At 53.0% G+C, this 16,456-nt stretch carries 13 protein-coding genes; 7 read left to right on the forward strand and 6 right to left on the reverse strand.

The features are described from left to right. The first annotated feature begins 5 nt into the window (after positions 1-5). Together carB and caiF are read left to right on the forward strand one after the other, a co-directional pair. Entirely contained in the window at positions 6-3,227 is a 3,222-nt protein-coding gene (carB, locus tag FEK50_RS04355; RefSeq protein WP_130259612.1) for a carbamoyl-phosphate synthase large subunit, read from the forward strand. A gap of 259 nt (positions 3,228-3,486) precedes the next feature. Beyond that, positions 3,487-3,882 (forward strand): carnitine metabolism transcriptional regulator CaiF, encoded by a 396-nt coding sequence (gene caiF, locus FEK50_RS04360; RefSeq protein WP_130204845.1) that lies wholly within the window; start codon positions 3,487-3,489, stop codon positions 3,880-3,882. 208 nt (positions 3,883-4,090) lie between these two features. Here caiF and caiE read toward each other — a convergent pair whose 3' ends face one another. The 6 genes from caiE to caiT form a co-directional block, all read right to left on the reverse strand. Beyond that, a complete protein-coding gene (gene caiE / locus FEK50_RS04365) occupies positions 4,091-4,681 on the reverse strand; it encodes a carnitine operon protein CaiE (RefSeq protein WP_131161266.1) in 591 nt (196 codons plus the stop codon). Between the two features lie 5 nt (positions 4,682-4,686). After that, positions 4,687-5,472 carry a crotonobetainyl-CoA hydratase gene (gene caiD, locus FEK50_RS04370; protein ID WP_130259614.1) on the reverse strand — a complete coding sequence of 262 codons (786 nt, stop codon included), beginning with the start codon at positions 5,470-5,472 and terminating at the stop codon, positions 4,687-4,689. Between the two features lie 109 nt (positions 5,473-5,581). Beyond that, complete coding sequence (gene caiC, locus FEK50_RS04375) at positions 5,582-7,135, reverse strand: crotonobetaine/carnitine-CoA ligase (protein ID WP_131161389.1); 1,554 nt, start codon at positions 7,133-7,135, stop codon at positions 5,582-5,584. Positions 7,136-7,207: 72 nt separating this feature from the next. Next, positions 7,208-8,425 carry an L-carnitine CoA-transferase gene (caiB, locus tag FEK50_RS04380; RefSeq protein ID WP_130204851.1) on the reverse strand — a complete coding sequence of 406 codons (1,218 nt, stop codon included), beginning with the start codon at positions 8,423-8,425 and terminating at the stop codon, positions 7,208-7,210. A 128-nt stretch (positions 8,426-8,553) separates the two neighbouring features. After that, positions 8,554-9,696 (reverse strand): crotonobetainyl-CoA dehydrogenase, encoded by a 1,143-nt coding sequence (caiA, locus tag FEK50_RS04385; protein ID WP_130217474.1) that lies wholly within the window; start codon positions 9,694-9,696, stop codon positions 8,554-8,556. Between the two features lie 30 nt (positions 9,697-9,726). Then, on the reverse strand, positions 9,727-11,241 hold the full coding sequence (gene caiT / locus FEK50_RS04390) for an L-carnitine/gamma-butyrobetaine antiporter (RefSeq protein WP_130221654.1): 1,515 nt from the start codon (positions 11,239-11,241) through the stop codon (positions 9,727-9,729). A gap of 472 nt (positions 11,242-11,713) precedes the next feature. Here caiT and FEK50_RS04395 point away from each other — a divergent pair, with 472 nt between their 5' ends. From FEK50_RS04395 to FEK50_RS04415, 5 genes are read left to right on the forward strand one after another with little or no spacing between them, the layout of a single operon-like run. Beyond that, the gene (locus tag FEK50_RS04395) at positions 11,714-12,484 is read left to right on the forward strand and encodes an electron transfer flavoprotein FixA (RefSeq protein ID WP_131161265.1); all 771 of its coding nucleotides are present in this window, start codon (positions 11,714-11,716) and stop codon (positions 12,482-12,484) included. A gap of 14 nt (positions 12,485-12,498) precedes the next feature. Next, on the forward strand, positions 12,499-13,440 hold the full coding sequence (locus FEK50_RS04400) for an electron transfer flavoprotein subunit alpha/FixB family protein (RefSeq protein ID WP_130204859.1): 942 nt from the start codon (positions 12,499-12,501) through the stop codon (positions 13,438-13,440). A gap of 50 nt (positions 13,441-13,490) precedes the next feature. Beyond that, complete coding sequence (locus tag FEK50_RS04405; RefSeq protein WP_131161264.1) at positions 13,491-14,777, forward strand: FAD-dependent oxidoreductase; 1,287 nt, start codon at positions 13,491-13,493, stop codon at positions 14,775-14,777. Beyond that, a complete protein-coding gene (gene fixX, locus FEK50_RS04410) occupies positions 14,774-15,061 on the forward strand; it encodes a ferredoxin-like protein FixX (RefSeq protein WP_000203747.1) in 288 nt (95 codons plus the stop codon). The genes FEK50_RS04405 and fixX overlap by 4 nt, the downstream gene beginning before the upstream one ends. A 58-nt stretch (positions 15,062-15,119) precedes the next feature. Continuing rightward, complete coding sequence (locus tag FEK50_RS04415) at positions 15,120-16,451, forward strand: MFS transporter (RefSeq protein ID WP_130204863.1); 1,332 nt, start codon at positions 15,120-15,122, stop codon at positions 16,449-16,451. The last annotated feature ends 5 nt before the right edge of the window (positions 16,452-16,456 follow it).

Genomic DNA, 16,456 nt, shown 5'->3' on the forward strand with positions numbered 1-16,456 from the left:
GAGTCATGCCAAAACGTACAGATATAAAAAGTATCCTGATTCTGGGTGCGGGCCCGATTGTTATCGGTCAGGCGTGTGAGTTTGACTACTCTGGCGCGCAAGCATGTAAAGCCCTGCGCGAAGAGGGTTACCGCGTTATTCTGGTGAACTCCAACCCGGCGACCATCATGACCGACCCGGAAATGGCTGATGCGACCTACATCGAGCCGATTCACTGGGAAGTGGTACGCAAGATTATTGAAAAAGAGCGCCCGGACGCAGTGCTGCCAACGATGGGCGGTCAGACGGCGTTGAACTGCGCGCTGGAGCTGGAGCGTCAGGGTGTGCTGGAAGAGTTCGGTGTCACCATGATTGGTGCTACCGCCGATGCGATTGATAAAGCAGAAGACCGCCGCCGTTTCGACGTAGCGATGAAGAAAATCGGTCTGGAAACTGCGCGTTCCGGTATTGCACACACGATGGAAGAAGCGCTGGCGGTTGCCGCTGACGTGGGCTTCCCGTGCATTATTCGCCCATCCTTTACCATGGGCGGTAGCGGTGGCGGTATCGCTTATAACCGCGAAGAGTTTGAAGAAATTTGCGCCCGCGGTCTGGATCTCTCTCCGACCAAAGAACTGCTGATTGATGAGTCGCTGATTGGCTGGAAAGAGTACGAGATGGAAGTGGTGCGTGATAAAAACGACAACTGCATCATCGTCTGCTCTATCGAAAACTTCGATGCGATGGGCATCCATACCGGTGACTCCATCACCGTAGCGCCAGCGCAAACGCTGACCGACAAAGAATATCAAATCATGCGTAACGCCTCGATGGCGGTGCTGCGTGAAATCGGCGTTGAAACCGGTGGTTCCAACGTCCAGTTTGCGGTGAACCCGAAAAACGGTCGCCTGATTGTTATCGAAATGAACCCTCGCGTGTCGCGTTCTTCGGCGCTGGCGTCGAAAGCCACTGGTTTCCCGATTGCCAAAGTGGCGGCGAAACTGGCGGTGGGTTACACCCTCGACGAACTGATGAACGACATCACCGGCGGGCGTACTCCGGCGTCCTTCGAGCCGTCTATCGACTACGTGGTTACCAAAATTCCTCGCTTCAACTTCGAGAAATTCGCCGGTGCGAACGACCGTCTGACCACTCAGATGAAATCGGTTGGCGAAGTGATGGCGATTGGTCGCACGCAGCAGGAGTCCCTGCAAAAAGCGCTGCGCGGCCTGGAAGTCGGTGCGACTGGCTTTGACCCGAAAGTCAGCCTCGATGACCCGGAAGCGCTGACCAAAATCCGCCGCGAACTGAAAGATGCAGGCGCAGAGCGTATCTGGTACATCGCCGATGCTTTCCGTGCGGGCCTGTCTGTGGACGGCGTCTTCAACCTGACCAACATTGACCGCTGGTTCCTGGTACAGATTGAAGAGCTGGTGCGTCTGGAAGAGAAAGTGGCAGAAGTGGGCATCACTGGCCTGAACGCTGACTTCCTGCGCCAGTTGAAACGCAAAGGCTTTGCCGATGCGCGTCTGGCAAAACTGGCGGGCGTACGCGAAGCAGAAATCCGCAAGCTGCGCGACCAGTATGACCTGCATCCGGTTTACAAGCGCGTGGATACCTGTGCGGCAGAATTTGCCACCGACACCGCTTATATGTACTCCACTTATGAAGAAGAGTGCGAAGCGAATCCGTCTACCGACCGTGAAAAAATCATGGTGCTTGGCGGCGGCCCGAACCGTATCGGTCAGGGTATCGAATTCGACTACTGCTGCGTACACGCCTCGCTGGCGCTGCGTGAAGACGGTTACGAAACCATTATGGTTAACTGTAACCCGGAAACCGTCTCCACCGACTACGACACCTCCGACCGTCTATACTTCGAGCCGGTAACCCTGGAAGATGTACTGGAAATCGTGCGTATCGAGAAGCCGAAAGGCGTTATCGTCCAGTACGGTGGTCAGACTCCGCTGAAACTGGCGCGCGCGCTGGAAGCCGCTGGCGTCCCGGTTATCGGTACCAGCCCGGATGCTATCGACCGTGCGGAAGACCGTGAACGCTTCCAGCATGCGGTTGACCGTCTGAAACTGAAACAACCGGCGAACGCCACCGTTACCGCTATTGAAATGGCGGTTGAGAAGGCAAAAGAGATTGGCTACCCGCTGGTGGTGCGCCCGTCTTACGTTCTCGGCGGTCGGGCGATGGAAATCGTCTACGACGAAGCTGACCTGCGTCGCTACTTCCAGACGGCGGTCAGCGTGTCTAACGATGCGCCAGTGTTGCTGGATCACTTCCTTGATGACGCGGTAGAAGTTGACGTGGACGCCATCTGCGATGGCGAAATGGTGCTGATTGGCGGCATCATGGAGCATATTGAGCAGGCGGGCGTGCACTCCGGTGACTCCGCATGTTCTCTGCCAGCGTACACCTTAAGTCAGGAAATTCAGGATGTGATGCGCCAACAGGTGCAGAAACTGGCCTTCGAATTGCAGGTGCGCGGCCTGATGAACGTGCAGTTTGCGGTGAAAAACAACGAAGTCTACCTGATTGAAGTTAACCCGCGTGCGGCGCGTACCGTTCCGTTCGTCTCCAAAGCCACCGGCGTGCCGCTGGCAAAAGTGGCGGCGCGCGTGATGGCAGGCAAATCGCTGGCTGAGCAGGGCGTGACTAAAGAAGTCATCCCGCCGTACTACTCGGTGAAAGAAGTGGTGCTGCCGTTCAACAAATTCCCGGGCGTTGACCCGCTGTTAGGGCCAGAAATGCGCTCCACCGGGGAAGTGATGGGCGTCGGGCGCACCTTCGCTGAAGCATTTGCCAAAGCGCAGCTGGGCAGTAACTCCACCATGAAGAAACAGGGCCGTGCGCTGCTCTCCGTGCGTGAAGGCGACAAAGAACGCGTGGTGGACCTGGCGGCAAAACTGCTGAAACAGGGCTTCGAGCTGGATGCGACCCACGGCACGGCGATTGTGCTGGGCGAAGCGGGCATTAATCCGCGTCTGGTAAACAAGGTGCATGAAGGTCGTCCGCACATTCAGGACCGTATCAAGAATGGCGAATACACCTACATCATCAACACCACCTCAGGTCGTCGCGCGATTGAAGACTCCCGCGTGATTCGTCGCAGTGCGCTGCAATATAAAGTGCATTATGACACCACCCTGAACGGTGGTTTCGCTACCGCGATGGCGCTGAATGCCGATGCGACCGAAAAAGTTATTTCGGTGCAGGAAATGCACGCACAGATCAAATAATAGCGTGTGATGGCGGATATGTTCTATTCGCCAATTTGATCGAATAACTAATACGGTTCTCGAAAGAGGACCGTTTTTTTATCTGTAAGACAAAACTTTGTTGGAATTCATATTTTTGATGGCGTAAGCAGGATTTTGCTCACACTAATCCTTCGTTAGGTTGCATACTATCGATATATCCACAATTTTAATATGGCCTTGTTTAATTGCTGCAAAACGAGTCATAGCCAGTCTTTTAATTTGTGAAACTGGAGTTCGTATGTGTGAAGGATGTGTTGAAAAACCACTCTATTTGTTAATCGCCGAATGGATGATGGCTGAAAACCGGTGGGTGATAGCAAGAGAGATCTCTATTCATTTCGATATTGAACACAGCAAGGCGGTTAATACCCTGACTTATATTCTGTCGGAAGTCGCAGAAATAAGCTGCGAAGTTAAGATGATCCCTAATAAGCTGGAAGGGCGGGGATGCCAGTGCCAGCGACTGGTAAAAGTGGTCGATATCGATGAGCAAATTTACGCGCGCCTGCGCAATAACAGCCGGGATAAATTAGTCGGCGTAAGAAAGACTCCGCGTATTCCTGCCGTTCCGCTCACGGAACTTAACCGCGAGCAGAAGTGGCAGATGATGTTGTCAAAGAGTATGCGTCGTTAATGTCATTTCGTTGATACCGTGCGACCTGGTCGCCGGATGCGATGCTGGCGCATCTTATCCGGCCTACGGTTGCTCTCCAGCAGGGTTGGATAAGGCGTTTATGCCGCATCCGACAGCTATCGCCGGATGCGATGCTGGCGCATCTTATCCTGCCTACGGGGGCTTTCCTGCCGGGTTGGATAAGGCGTTTATGCCGCATCTGACGATGTTACCGTTTCGGCGTCACATCCGTCGTCCCCTGCAAACGGGGGCGATTTTCCTCCATTTGCCTCAACGGCTGCGTTTCATGTAACGATGCATGACAACGCCCGACAAGATCATGATATTCTTTGGTATTTAACCGCTTCCAGTGTAACTCGTCGTCACTCACACTGCGTACAGCGCGGGCTGGCGTCCCCATCAACAACTGGCGTTTCTCGCCGCTAAAGCCTGCTTTGACAAAACTCATGGCGGCAACAATGCTCTCTTCGCCAATGACCGCGCCATCCATAATCACGCTGTTCATCCCGACCAATGCATCGCGACCAATCACACAACCATGCAGGATCGCTCCGTGCCCGATATGGCCGTTTTCTCCAACGATGGTGTCAGTGTCGCAGTAGCCATGCATAATGCAGCCATCCTGAATATTGGCTCCCGCTTGCACGATCAAACGCCCGTAGTCACCACGCAGCGAGGCGAGGGGGCCGATGTAGACTCCGGCCCCCACAATCACATCGCCAATCAATACTGCACTGGGATGGACAAACGCCGTCGGGTGAACCACTGGAATTAACCCTTCAAAGGCGTAATAGCTCACGGTTGTTAACGTCCTTTCCACACCGGATCGCGCTTCTCGGCAAACGCCAGCGGCCCTTCAAGGGCATCTTCCGAATGCAGAACTGATGGGTAGTGTTTCAACACGCCGCTGCGAATATAGCGATACGCTTCTTCTACTGGCATTTCGCTGGTGGTGCGGTAGATCTCTTTCAGCGCCGCGATCGCCAGCGGGGCGCTGTCAACCAGTTGCTGCGCCAGTTCGCGGGCGTTATCCATCAGTTCCGTCTGGCTAACTACGCGGTTGACTATCCCCCAACGCAGCGCCTCTTCTGCGCCCATTCTTCTGCCGGTCATCACCATTTCATTGACGATGGCAGGCGGCAGGATCTTCGGCAGACGCAGCACACCGCCGCTGTCAGGAACGATGCCCAGTTTGGCTTCCGGCAGGGCGAAGCTGGCGTTATCGGCACAAACAATAAAATCTGCCGCCAGCGCCAGTTCGAAACCGCCGCCAAAGGCGTATCCGTTCACGGCTGCGATGACCGGTTTATCCAGATTGAAAATTTCGGTTAAGCCCGCAAAACCACCCGGACCAAAGTCAGCATCCGGTGCTTCGCCTTCTGCTGCTGCTTTTAAATCCCAGCCTGCGGAAAAGAATTTCTCTCCGGCACCGGTAATAATGGCGACACGTAATTGCGGATCGTCACGGAAATTTAGAAATACTTCGCCCATTTCAAAGCTGGTTTTCGCATCAATAGCATTCGCTTTTGGGCGATCTAGGGTAATTTCCAGAATTGATCCGTTGCGGGTCAGATGTAATGATTCGCTCATTCCTTTTCTCCATTTTTGCTTTTTCAGGGACGACAACGGCCCTGCAAAAAAATGCATATTATTGTTGAACGTGATTATTACCAGACAGAGTAGTACCCTGCTGTAGTGTTTATTTCAGCGCCTTTCTGATTATTTTCCCCGAGCAATTACGTGGCAGATCTTTTCTGATCTCCAGATAAGAGGGCACTTTAAATTTCGCCATATTCTGTTCGCAAAAGTAGAAGAATTCCTCTTCGCTCAATATTTCACCTTCATTCAGCACCACAAACGCTTTGATGGCTTCATCGCGAATCGAATCTTTAATACCAACAACCACTATGTCCTGAATTTTCGGGTGCGCGGCGATAATATTTTCCAGCTCTACGCAAGAGACATTCTCCCCACCGCGTTTGATCATATTGCAGCGACGATCGACGAAATAAAAAAAGCCCTCTTCGTCGCAGTATCCGGTATCGCCAGTATGCAGCCAGCCATCAGCTTCCAGCACTTTCGCAGTGGCTTGCGGGTTGAGAAAGTACTCTTTGAAGATGGTTTTTCCCGGTACGCCTTTAATGCAGATTTCACCGATCTCACCAGCCGGGAGCGGACGATTGTGATCGTCGCGGATCTCCGCTTCGTAGCAAAATCCCGCCCGGCCAATCGACGGCCAGCGTCGTTTATCGCCAGGGCGATCGCCGATAATGCCAACAATGGTTTCCGTCATCCCATAAGAGGTCAGCAAGCGAACGCCGAAGCGTTCACAAAACGCATCTTTTTCCTGCTCCGACAGGTTGAGATAAAACATTACTTCCCGCAGATGGTGTTGCTGATCGCTCGCTGAAGGCGGTCGCACCATCAACGTACGGATCATCATCGGAATACATTCGGTAACGGTGGCGCGATACTTCTGTACCTGTCCCCAGAAGGCGCGGGCGCTGTATTTCTCGACCAGCACAAAGGTGGCTCCGGCAGAAAACGCCGCCATCGCCGCAGTACACTGGCAATCGATATGAAACGCAGGCATTACCGTCAGGTAGACGTCATCGTCACGCAGTGCGCACTGCCAGGCGGAGTAATATCCAGCGAAGCGCAGGTTGTAATGGGTAATCACCACCCCTTTCGGTCGGGAAGTGGTACCGGAGGTAAAGAGAATTTCCGCCGTATCGTCGGTCGTTAGCGGCGGTGCATAGCACAAGGTGGCAGGTTGTTGATTTTTCAGTTGAGTAAACGAACTCACACCATCATCAGCGGGAAGCGCCACATCTGTCAGGCAAATGTGCCGCAACTGAGTGGCATCTTCCTGCTGAATCTGTTGATACATAGGATAGAATTGCGCACTGGTCACCAGCAGGCACGCCTGGCTATTTTGCAGGATCCACACGCTTTCTTCGCGTAACAGGCGGGCGTTAATCGGCACCATAATCGCGCCAATTTTTGCCAGCCCGAACCAGCAAAAGATAAATTCCGGGCAGTTGTCGAGATGTAGAGCAACTTTGTCGCCTTTGCGAATCCCCAGCGTATAAAACAGGTTTGCCGTGCGGTTAATCTCCTGATTTAACTCAAGATAACTATACCGGTTAACGACCCCGCCGCTGGATTCACAAATCAGCGCCGTTTTATGACCGTAAACGTCCGCCAGATCGTCCCACATTTGACGTAGATGTTGTCCGCCAATGATATCCATTGCACCTCTATCCATTTTGTTCGTTTGTTATTGGGCGGGCGCTAGTCAGGCAAGCCGACTGGCGCCACGCGTTTAGTCCTCAACTTTGGCCAGACCTTTGCTGACCAACTCCTGAATGTCGTTTTCGCTGTAGCCGATAGTTTTCAAAATGGCAGCCGTATCCATGCCATGTGATGGCATTCCGCGCCAGATTTGGCCTGGGTTATTTTTGAATTTCGGCATCACGTTTGGCCCTTTGCAGGTGCGACCATCCATCGTTTGCCACTGGGTGATTGATTCACGAGCCACATACTGTGGATTGCTTTCCAGTTCCGGTACGGTCAGCACTTTGGCGCAGGCGATATTCAGTTCAGCAAAGCGTTCTTTAACTTCCGCGATGGTGTGCGCCGCCAGCCAGGCATCGAGTTTCTCTTCTACCAGTGGTCCGTAAGGGCATTCGATACGGTGGATAAGCTGGGTGCCTTCCGGGATTTCCGGCGTACCGAGCAGATGTGCGAGGCCGATATCTTTAAAGCATTCTGCAATCTGAGTAATGCCCACCAGTTCCATCACGATGTAGCCGTCGGCGCATTTGTACAGACCGCAACCGGCGTAGTAGGGATCTTTACCTTTGGTCATGCGCGGACACATTTCGCCGCCATTGAAGTAATCCATCATGAAGTACTGGCCCATACGCAGCATCACTTCATACATGGCGATGTCGATACTTTCGCCTTTACCGGTTTCACGCACTTTATGCAGTGCTGCCAGCGCCGCCGTGGTGGCGGTCAGGCCAGAAAAGTAATCGGCGGTATACGGGAAGGCAGGCATTGGCTGGTCAACATCACCGTTCTGAATCAGGTAACCACTGAAGGCCTGGGCGATGGTGTTATAGGCCGGAAGATTGGTGTACTCCTCGGTGCCGTACTGACCAAAACCGGACAGGTGAGCGATAACCAGTTTCGGGTTGTGCTGCCACAGGACTTCATCGGTAATGCCACGACGGGCAAAGGCCGGACCTTTACTGGCTTCGATGAAGATATCGGTGGTTTCCATTAATTTCAGAAACGCTTCGCGGCCTTCATCCTTGAAAATATTTAACGACAGCGCGTGCAAATTGCGGCGGGAGAGCTGCGGGTAGTTAGGTTGAACGCGAATGGTGTCGGCCCAGGCGACGTTCTCGATCCAGATAACTTCCGCCCCCCATTCTGCGAACATTTGCCCGGCGAACGGCCCGGCGATTTCGATACCGGAGAAGACAACGCGCAATCCGGCCAGCGGCCCGAATTTCGGCATGGGTAGATGATCCATTATTAGCTCCTGAAAAATTTGTGTAGCGCATGACTGCCGGATGCGGCGTAAACGCCTTATCCGGCCGACATTCGTGCTTCCGTAGACCTGATAAAACGCATCTGCGTCGCATCAGGCAGTGCACGGACTTAGCGGTATTGCTTCAGCACCGCGCGACCCAGCGTCAGGATCTGCATTTCGTCAGATCCCCCGGAGACGCGGTCTACACGCAGATCACGCCAGAAGCGGCTGATGCGGTGGTTGCCCGCAATCCCGACACCGCCCAGCACCTGCATTGCGCTATCCACCACTTCAAATGCCGCATTAGCGCAGAAGTATTTGCACATCGCTGCATCACCAGAGGTGATGGTGCCGTTGTCTGCTTTCCACGCTGCTTCATACAGCATGTTTTTCATGGAGTTTAATTTGATCGCCATGTGGGCGAATTTTTCCTGAATCAACTGGAAACGACCAATAGCCTCGCCAAACTGCACGCGCTGGTTGGCGTAGCGCGCCGCATCTTCAAAGGCGCACATCGCCGTACCGTAGTTGGTCAGGGCTACCAGGAAACGTTCATGGTCGAACTCTTCTTTGACGCGGTTAAAGCCGTTACCTTCCCGACCGAACATGTCTTTCTCGTCCAGTTCCACATCGTCAAAGGTGATTTCACAGCAGCTATCCATACGCAGACCGAGCTTCTCAAGTTTGGTCACTTTGATGCCCGGTTTGCTCATATCGACAAACCATTCGGTGTAGACAGGTTTGTCCGGAGAAGCCCCGTCGCGCGCCATCACCACGATGTACGGGGTGTAGGCGCTGCTGGTAATAAAACACTTACTGCCATTAAGATAAATCTTACCATCTCTACGGGTATAAGTCGTTTTCAGGCTACCCACGTCGGAGCCCGCGCCCGGTTCGGTAATCGCTGAGTTCCACATCTGCTTACCGGTACCACGAAACGCCATAATCTTGTCGATCTGCTCTTGTGTGCCTTCACGCAGGATGGTGTTAAACCCGCCAGGCAACTGATACAACACGTAGGTTGGCGCCCCCAAACGACCCAGTTCCATCCACACGGCGGCGAGGGTAACAAACCCCGCATCCAGACCACCGTGCTCTTCCGGGATCAGCAGGCTGTCGATATCCATATCCGCCAGTGCTTTGACAAAACGTTCCGGGTAGACGCTGTCACGGTCGCACTCGGCAAAATAGGCCTCCCAGTTTTCGCTGGCCATCAGTTCGCGGATACCGGCGACAAACAGTTCCTGCTCATCATTTAAATTAAAATCCATCTTTCAACCTCTTGATATTTTGGGGGTTAATTAATCTTTCCAGTTCTGTTTCGCGTCTTTAATAAAGGAGAGCGTCACCATAATGTTGACGAAGAACAGCGGGCATCCTCCGGCGATGATGGCGGTTTGAATCGGTTTCAGGCCGCCGAGCGCCAGCAGAACAATGCCGATAACACCAACCAACACTGACCAGCCGATACGCACCAGCAGCGGTGGTTCTTCACCGTCGCGCACTTCGCGGCAGGTGGACATCGCCAGGGTGTAAGAGCAGGCGTTAATCAGGGTAACGGTGGCAATAAAGCAGAGAATGAAGAAGCCCCACATGGTGGCAGTGCTGAGCGGCAGAGCGGCCCAGGTTTCGATGATGGCGCGCGCCACACCATACTGTTCGATCAGGTTTGGAATGTTGATGATATTTTTATCCATCAACAGCAGAGTGTTACTACCGAGTACGGTCCACAGGATCCAGGTGGATGCTGTCAGCCCCATCACCATACCGAAGCACAGTTCACGCACGGTACGACCACGGGAAATACGCGCGAGGAAGATACTCATCTGGATGGCATAAATTACCCACCATGCCCAGTAGAACACGGTCCAGCCCTGCGGGAAGCCGCCTTTGCCAACGGCATCGGTATAGAACAACATGCGCGGCAGATACATCAGCAACATCCCCACCGAGTCGGTGAAGTAGTTCATGATGAAGCTGGCACCACTGACGATGAATACCCAGCCAAGCATCAGGAAACTCAGATAGCTGCGCACATCGCTGGCGATTTTCACCCCTTTTTGCAGACCACAGGCGACGCAGATAGCGTTGAGGATGATCCAGCAGGTAATGATGATAGCGTCCAGTTGCAGGGTATGCGGAATACCAAACAGGTACTGCATACACTCGGTCACCAGCGGCGTGGCAAGACCCAGACTGGTGCCCATTGCGAAGATCAGCGCCACCAGATAGAAGTTATCGACGATAGTGCCAAACAAGCCTTTGGCATGTTTTTCACCGACCAGCGGCACCAGAGTGGAGCTGGGGCGAATCACATCCATTTTGCGGACAAAGAAGAAGTACGCGAAGGCGACGGAAAGGAAGCTGTAAGTGGCCCACGGTAGCGGTCCCCAGTGGAACAAACTGTAGGCCAGCCCCAGCTCTTTCGCACCAGTGGAGTTTGGCGCTAAAGCAAACGGCGGCGTGGAGATGTAGTAGTAGATCTCAATCGATCCCCAGAACAGTACGGCGGCTGACGTACAGGAGGCGAACATCATAAAGATCCAACTGGCGGTACTAAATTCTGGTGGTTCGTTACCTAAACGCTTTTTGGCATACGGGCCAAACACCAGCCAGAACCAACCGAAAAGCATCACCACCATATACCATTCAAATGCCCATCCCCATACATTGGTGACGTAACTGAATACAGCATTAATAACGACATTCGCCGCATCCAGATCCCTTACGGTAAGCCAACAAAGTATGCCAACGATTATTAATGGCGGAAAGAACACCTTCGGTTCTATTCCCGTTTTACTCTTTTCTTTTGTCATGAGTTAATTCCACTGTGAAAACGAATATTTATTTTGCGTTCCCGTTTGTTTTATTTTTGTTAACATTTAATATAATTATTATTAACCTCGTGGACGCGTTAATGGCTAACTCATAATGGGTATTCAATTGGCTGCATTCTGTGATGTAAGTCACAGTTTTTCATCGGGTAAAAACAGAGTGTCTTTGTGTAAATATCTATTATTAATCAATATGATGGATTTGATTGTGAGTAAAAAAATAGCATCTGACTTTCAATATTGGTGATCCATAAAACAATATTGAAAATTTCTCTTTGCTACGCCATGTTTTCAATATTGGTGAGGAGCTTAACAATATTGAAAGTTGGATTTATCTGCGTGTGACATTTTCAATATTGGTGATTAAAGTTTTATTCCCGAATTAAAGGACGTGCTATCTGTAATTAACACCACCGATATGAACGACGTTTCCTTCATGATTTCTGGAGATGCAATGAAGATTATTACTTGCTATAAGTGCGTGCCTGATGAACAGGATATTGCGGTCAATAATGCTGATGGTTCGTTAGACTTCAGTAAAGCCGATGCGAAAATAAGCCAATACGATTTGAACGCTATTGAAGCGGCTTGCCAGTTAAAACAGCAGGCGGCAGAGGCGCAGGTGACGGCCTTAAGTGTGGGCGGTAAAGCCCTGACCAACGCCAAAGGGCGTAAAGATGTGCTATCGCGCGGCCCGGATGAACTGATTGTGGTGATTGATGACCAGTTCGAGCAGGCACTGCCGCAACAAACGGCGACTGCACTGGCTGCCGCGGCACAGAAAGCTGGCTTTGATCTGATCCTCTGCGGCGACGGTTCTTCCGACCTTTATGCCCAGCAGGTTGGTCTGCTGGTGGGCGAAATCCTCAATATTCCGGCAGTTAACGGCGTCAGCAAAATTATCTCCCTGACGGCAGATACCCTCACCGTTGAGCGCGAACTGGAAGATGAAACAGAAACGTTAAGCATTCCGCTGCCTGCGGTTATTGCTGTTTCCACTGATATCAACTCCCCACAAATTCCTTCGATGAAATCCATTCTCGGCGCGGCGAAAAAGCCAGTCCAGGTGTGGTCGGCGGCGGATATCGGTTTTAACGCGGAGGTTGCGTGGTCTGAACAACAGGTTGCCGCGCCGAAACAGCGCGAGCGTCAGCGCATCGTGATTGAAGGCGACGGCGAAGAACAGATCGCCGCATTTGCTGAAAATCTTCGCAAAGTCATTTAATTACAGGGGATGCTATGAACACGTTTTCTCAAGTCTGGGTATTCAGCGATACCCCTTCTCGTCTGCCGGAACTGATGAACGGTGCGCAGGCTTTAGCTAATCAAATCAACACCTTTGTCCTCAATGATGCCGATGGCGCACAGGCAATCCAGCTCGGCGCTAATCATGTCTGGAAATTAAGCGGCAAACCGGACGATCGGATGATCGAAGATTACGCCAGTGTCATGGCTGACACTATTCGCCAGCACGGCGCAGACGGCCTGGTACTGCTGCCAAACACCCGTCGCGGCAAATTACTGGCGGCAAAACTGGGTTATCGCCTCAAAGCGGCAGTTTCTAACGATGCCAGCACCGTCAGCGTACAGGACGGTAAAGCGACGGTGAAACACATGGTTTACGGCGGCCTGGCAATTGGCGAAGAACGCATTGCCACGCCGTATGCGGTACTGACCATCAGCAGCGGCACGTTTGATGCGGCTCAGCCAGACGCGTCACGCACTGGCGAAACGCACACCGTGGAGTGGCAGGCTCCGGCTGTGGCGATTACCCGCACGGCAACCCAGTCGCGCCAGAGCAACAGCGTGGATCTCGACAAAGCCCGTCTGGTGGTCAGCGTCGGTCGCGGCATTGGCAGCAAAGAGAACATTGCGCTGGCAGAACAGCTTTGCAAGGCGATAGGTGCGGAGCTGGCCTGTTCTCGTCCGGTGGCGGAAAACGAAAAATGGATGGAGCACGAACGCTATGTCGGTATCTCCAACCTGATGCTGAAACCTGAACTGTATCTGGCAGTGGGGATCTCCGGGCAGATCCAGCACATGGTTGGCGCTAACGCGTCGCAAACCATTTTCGCCATCAATAAAGATAAAAATGCGCCGATCTTCCAGTATGCGGATTACGGCATTGTTGGCGACGCCGTGAAGATCCTTCCGGCGCTGACCGCAGCTTTAGCGCGTTGATCCACTCTGGCAGGGCTGCATTTCGGCCCTGCCGCTGACAGGGAGTTCTTATGTCCGAAGATATCTTTGACGCCATCATCGTCGGTGCTGGGCTTGCCGGTTCGGTTGCCGCACTGGTGCTCGCCCGCGAAGGGGCGCAAGTGTTAGTTATCGAGCGTGGCAATTCCGCGGGTGCCAAGAACGTCACCGGCGGGCGTCTCTATGCCCACAGTCTGGAACACATTATTCCTGGTTTCGCTGAATCCGCCCCCGTTGAACGCCTGATCACCCATGAAAAACTCGCGTTTATGACGGAAAAGTCAGCGATGACCATGGACTACTGCAATGGTGATGAAACCTCGCCATCCCAGCGTTCTTACTCCGTTTTGCGCAGTAAATTTGATGCCTGGCTGATGGAGCAGGCCGAAGACGCGGGCGCGCAGTTAATTACCGGGATTCGCGTCGATAACCTCGTACAGCGCGATGGCAAAGTTGTCGGCGTAGAAGCCGATGGCGATGTGATTGAAGCGAAAACGGTGATCCTTGCTGACGGGGTGAATTCCATCCTTGCCGAAAAGTTGGGGATGGCAAAACGCGTCAAACCGACGGATGTGGCGGTTGGCGTGAAGGAACTGATCGAGTTACCGAAGTCGGTTATCGAAGACCGTTTTCAGTTGCAGGGTAATCAGGGCGCGGCTTGCCTGTTTGCGGGTTCCCCCACAGATGGCCTGATGGGCGGCGGCTTCCTTTATACCAATGAAAATACCCTGTCGCTGGGGCTGGTTTGTGGTCTGCATCATCTGCATGACGCAAAAAAATCGGTGCCGCAGATGCTGGAAGATTTCAAACAGCATCCGGCCGTTGCACCGCTGATCGCGGGCGGCAAGCTGGTGGAATATTCCGCTCACGTAGTGCCGGAAGCAGGCATCAACATGCTGCCGGAGCTGGTCGGTGATGGCGTATTGATTGCCGGTGATGCCGCCGGAATGTGTATGAACCTCGGTTTTACCATTCGCGGTATGGATCTGGCGATTGCCGCCGGGGAAGCCGCAGCAAAAACCGTGCTTTCAGCGATGAAAAGCGACGATTTCAGTAAGCAGAAACTGGCGGAATATCGTCAGCATCTGGAGAGTGGCCCGCTGCGCGATATGCGCATGTACCAGAAACTACCGGCGTTCCTTGATAACCCACGCATGTTTAATGGCTACCCGGAACTGGCGGTGGGCGTGGCGCGTGACCTGTTCACCATTGACGGCAGCGCGCCGGAACTGATGCGCAAGAAAATCCTCCGCCACGGCAAGAAGGTGGGCTTCATCAATCTGATCAAGGATGGCATGAAAGGAGTGACTGTTTTATGACTTCTCCCGTCAATGTGGACGTCAAACTGGGCGTCAATAAATTCAATGTCGATGAAGAGCATCCGCACATTGTTGTGAAGGCCGATGCCGATAAACAGGTGCTGGAGCTGCTGGTGAAAGCGTGCCCCGCAGGTCTGTACAAGAAGCAGGATGACGGCAGTGTGCGCTTTGATTACGCCGGATGTCTGGAGTGTGGCACCTGCCGCATTCTGGGGCTGGGGTCGGCGCTGGAACAGTGGGAATACCCGCGCGGCACCTTTGGTGTGGAGTTTCGTTACGGCTGATGTTGGTTTGATACGTAACGCCGTACTGACTCTCATTGCAAAAAAACAGGAATAACCCATGCAACCGTCCAGAAACTTTGACGATCTTAAATTTTCCTCTATTCACCGCCGCATTTTGCTGTGGGGAAGCGGGGGGCCGTTTCTGGATGGTTATGTACTGGTAATGATTGGCGTGGCACTGGAGCAACTGACTCCGGCGCTGAAACTGGACGCTGACTGGATTGGCTTGCTGGGCGCGGGAACGCTCGCCGGGCTGTTCGTTGGCACATCGCTGTTTGGCTATATCTCCGATAAAGTCGGACGGCGCAAAATGTTCCTCATTGATATCATCGCCATCGGCGTGATATCGGTGGCGACGATGTTTGTCTCATCCCCCGTCGAACTGTTGGTGATGCGGGTACTCATCGGCATTGTTATCGGCGCAGATTATCCCATCGCCACCTCAATGATCACCGAGTTCTCCAGCACTCGTCAGCGGGCGTTTTCCATCAGCTTTATCGCCGCCATGTGGTATGTCGGCGCGACCTGTGCCGATCTGGTCGGCTACTGGCTTTATGATGTGGAAGGCGGCTGGCGCTGGATGCTGGGCAGCGCAGCGATCCCCTGTTTGTTGATTTTGATTGGTCGATTCGAACTGCCTGAATCTCCCCGCTGGTTGTTACGCAAAGGGCGAGTAAAAGAGTGCGAAGAGATGATGATCAAACTGTTTGGCGAACCGGTGGCTTTCGAGGAAGAGCAGCCGCAGCAAACCCGTTTTCGCGATCTGTTTAATCGCCGCCATTTTCCTTTTGTTCTGTTTGTTGCCGCCATCTGGACCTGCCAGGTGATCCCAATGTTCGCCATTTACACCTTTGGCCCGCAAATCGTTGGTTTGTTGGGATTGGGTGTTGGCAAAAACGCGGCGCTGGGGAATGTGGTGATTAGCCTGTTCTTTATGCTCGGCTGTATTCCGCCGATGCTGTGGTTAAACACTGCCGGACGGCGTCCATTGTTGATTGGCAGCTTTGCCATGATGACGCTGGCGCTGGCGGTTTTGGGGCTGATCCCGGATATGGGGATCTGGCTGGTAGTAATGGCTTTTGCGGTGTATGCCTTTTTCTCTGGCGGGCCAGGTAATTTGCAGTGGCTTTATCCTAATGAACTCTTCCCGACGGATATTCGTGCTTCAGCCGTGGGCGTGATTATGTCATTAAGCCGTATTGGCACCATTGTTTCGACCTGGGCGCTGCCAATCTTTATCAATAATTACGGCATCAGTAGCACCATGCTGATGGGGGCGGGGATCTCGCTATTTGGCTTGTTGATTTCCGTAGCGTTTGCCCCGGAAACACGTGGGATGTCACTGGCGCAGACCAGCAATATGACGATTCGCAGGCAGCGAGCGGGGTAATTTAT

It is taken from the genome of Escherichia sp. E2586, assembly GCF_005781105.1.
Taxonomy (GTDB): domain Bacteria; phylum Pseudomonadota; class Gammaproteobacteria; order Enterobacterales; family Enterobacteriaceae; genus Escherichia.

Bases quoted from the DNA above. Each gene is read 5' to 3' on its own strand.
- carB (WP_130259612.1), top strand. From the start codon at position 6: ATGCCAAAACGTACAGATATAAAAAGTATCCTGATTCTGGGTGCGGGC.
- caiF (WP_130204845.1), top strand. From the start codon at position 3,487: ATGTGTGAAGGATGTGTTGAAAAACCACTCTATTTGTTAATCGCCGAA.
- caiD (WP_130259614.1), bottom strand. From the start codon at position 5,472: ATGAGCGAATCATTACATCTGACCCGCAACGGATCAATTCTGGAAATT.
- caiC (WP_131161389.1), bottom strand. From the start codon at position 7,135: ATGGATATCATTGGCGGACAACATCTACGTCAAATGTGGGACGATCTG.
- caiB (WP_130204851.1), bottom strand. From the start codon at position 8,425: ATGGATCATCTACCCATGCCGAAATTCGGGCCGCTGGCCGGATTGCGC.
- caiA (WP_130217474.1), bottom strand. From the start codon at position 9,696: ATGGATTTTAATTTAAATGATGAGCAGGAACTGTTTGTCGCCGGTATC.
- caiT (WP_130221654.1), bottom strand. From the start codon at position 11,241: ATGACAAAAGAAAAGAGTAAAACGGGAATAGAACCGAAGGTGTTCTTT.
- FEK50_RS04395 (WP_131161265.1), top strand. From the start codon at position 11,714: ATGAAGATTATTACTTGCTATAAGTGCGTGCCTGATGAACAGGATATT.
- FEK50_RS04400 (WP_130204859.1), top strand. From the start codon at position 12,499: ATGAACACGTTTTCTCAAGTCTGGGTATTCAGCGATACCCCTTCTCGT.
- FEK50_RS04405 (WP_131161264.1), top strand. From the start codon at position 13,491: ATGTCCGAAGATATCTTTGACGCCATCATCGTCGGTGCTGGGCTTGCC.
- fixX (WP_000203747.1), top strand. From the start codon at position 14,774: ATGACTTCTCCCGTCAATGTGGACGTCAAACTGGGCGTCAATAAATTC.
- FEK50_RS04415 (WP_130204863.1), top strand. From the start codon at position 15,120: ATGCAACCGTCCAGAAACTTTGACGATCTTAAATTTTCCTCTATTCAC.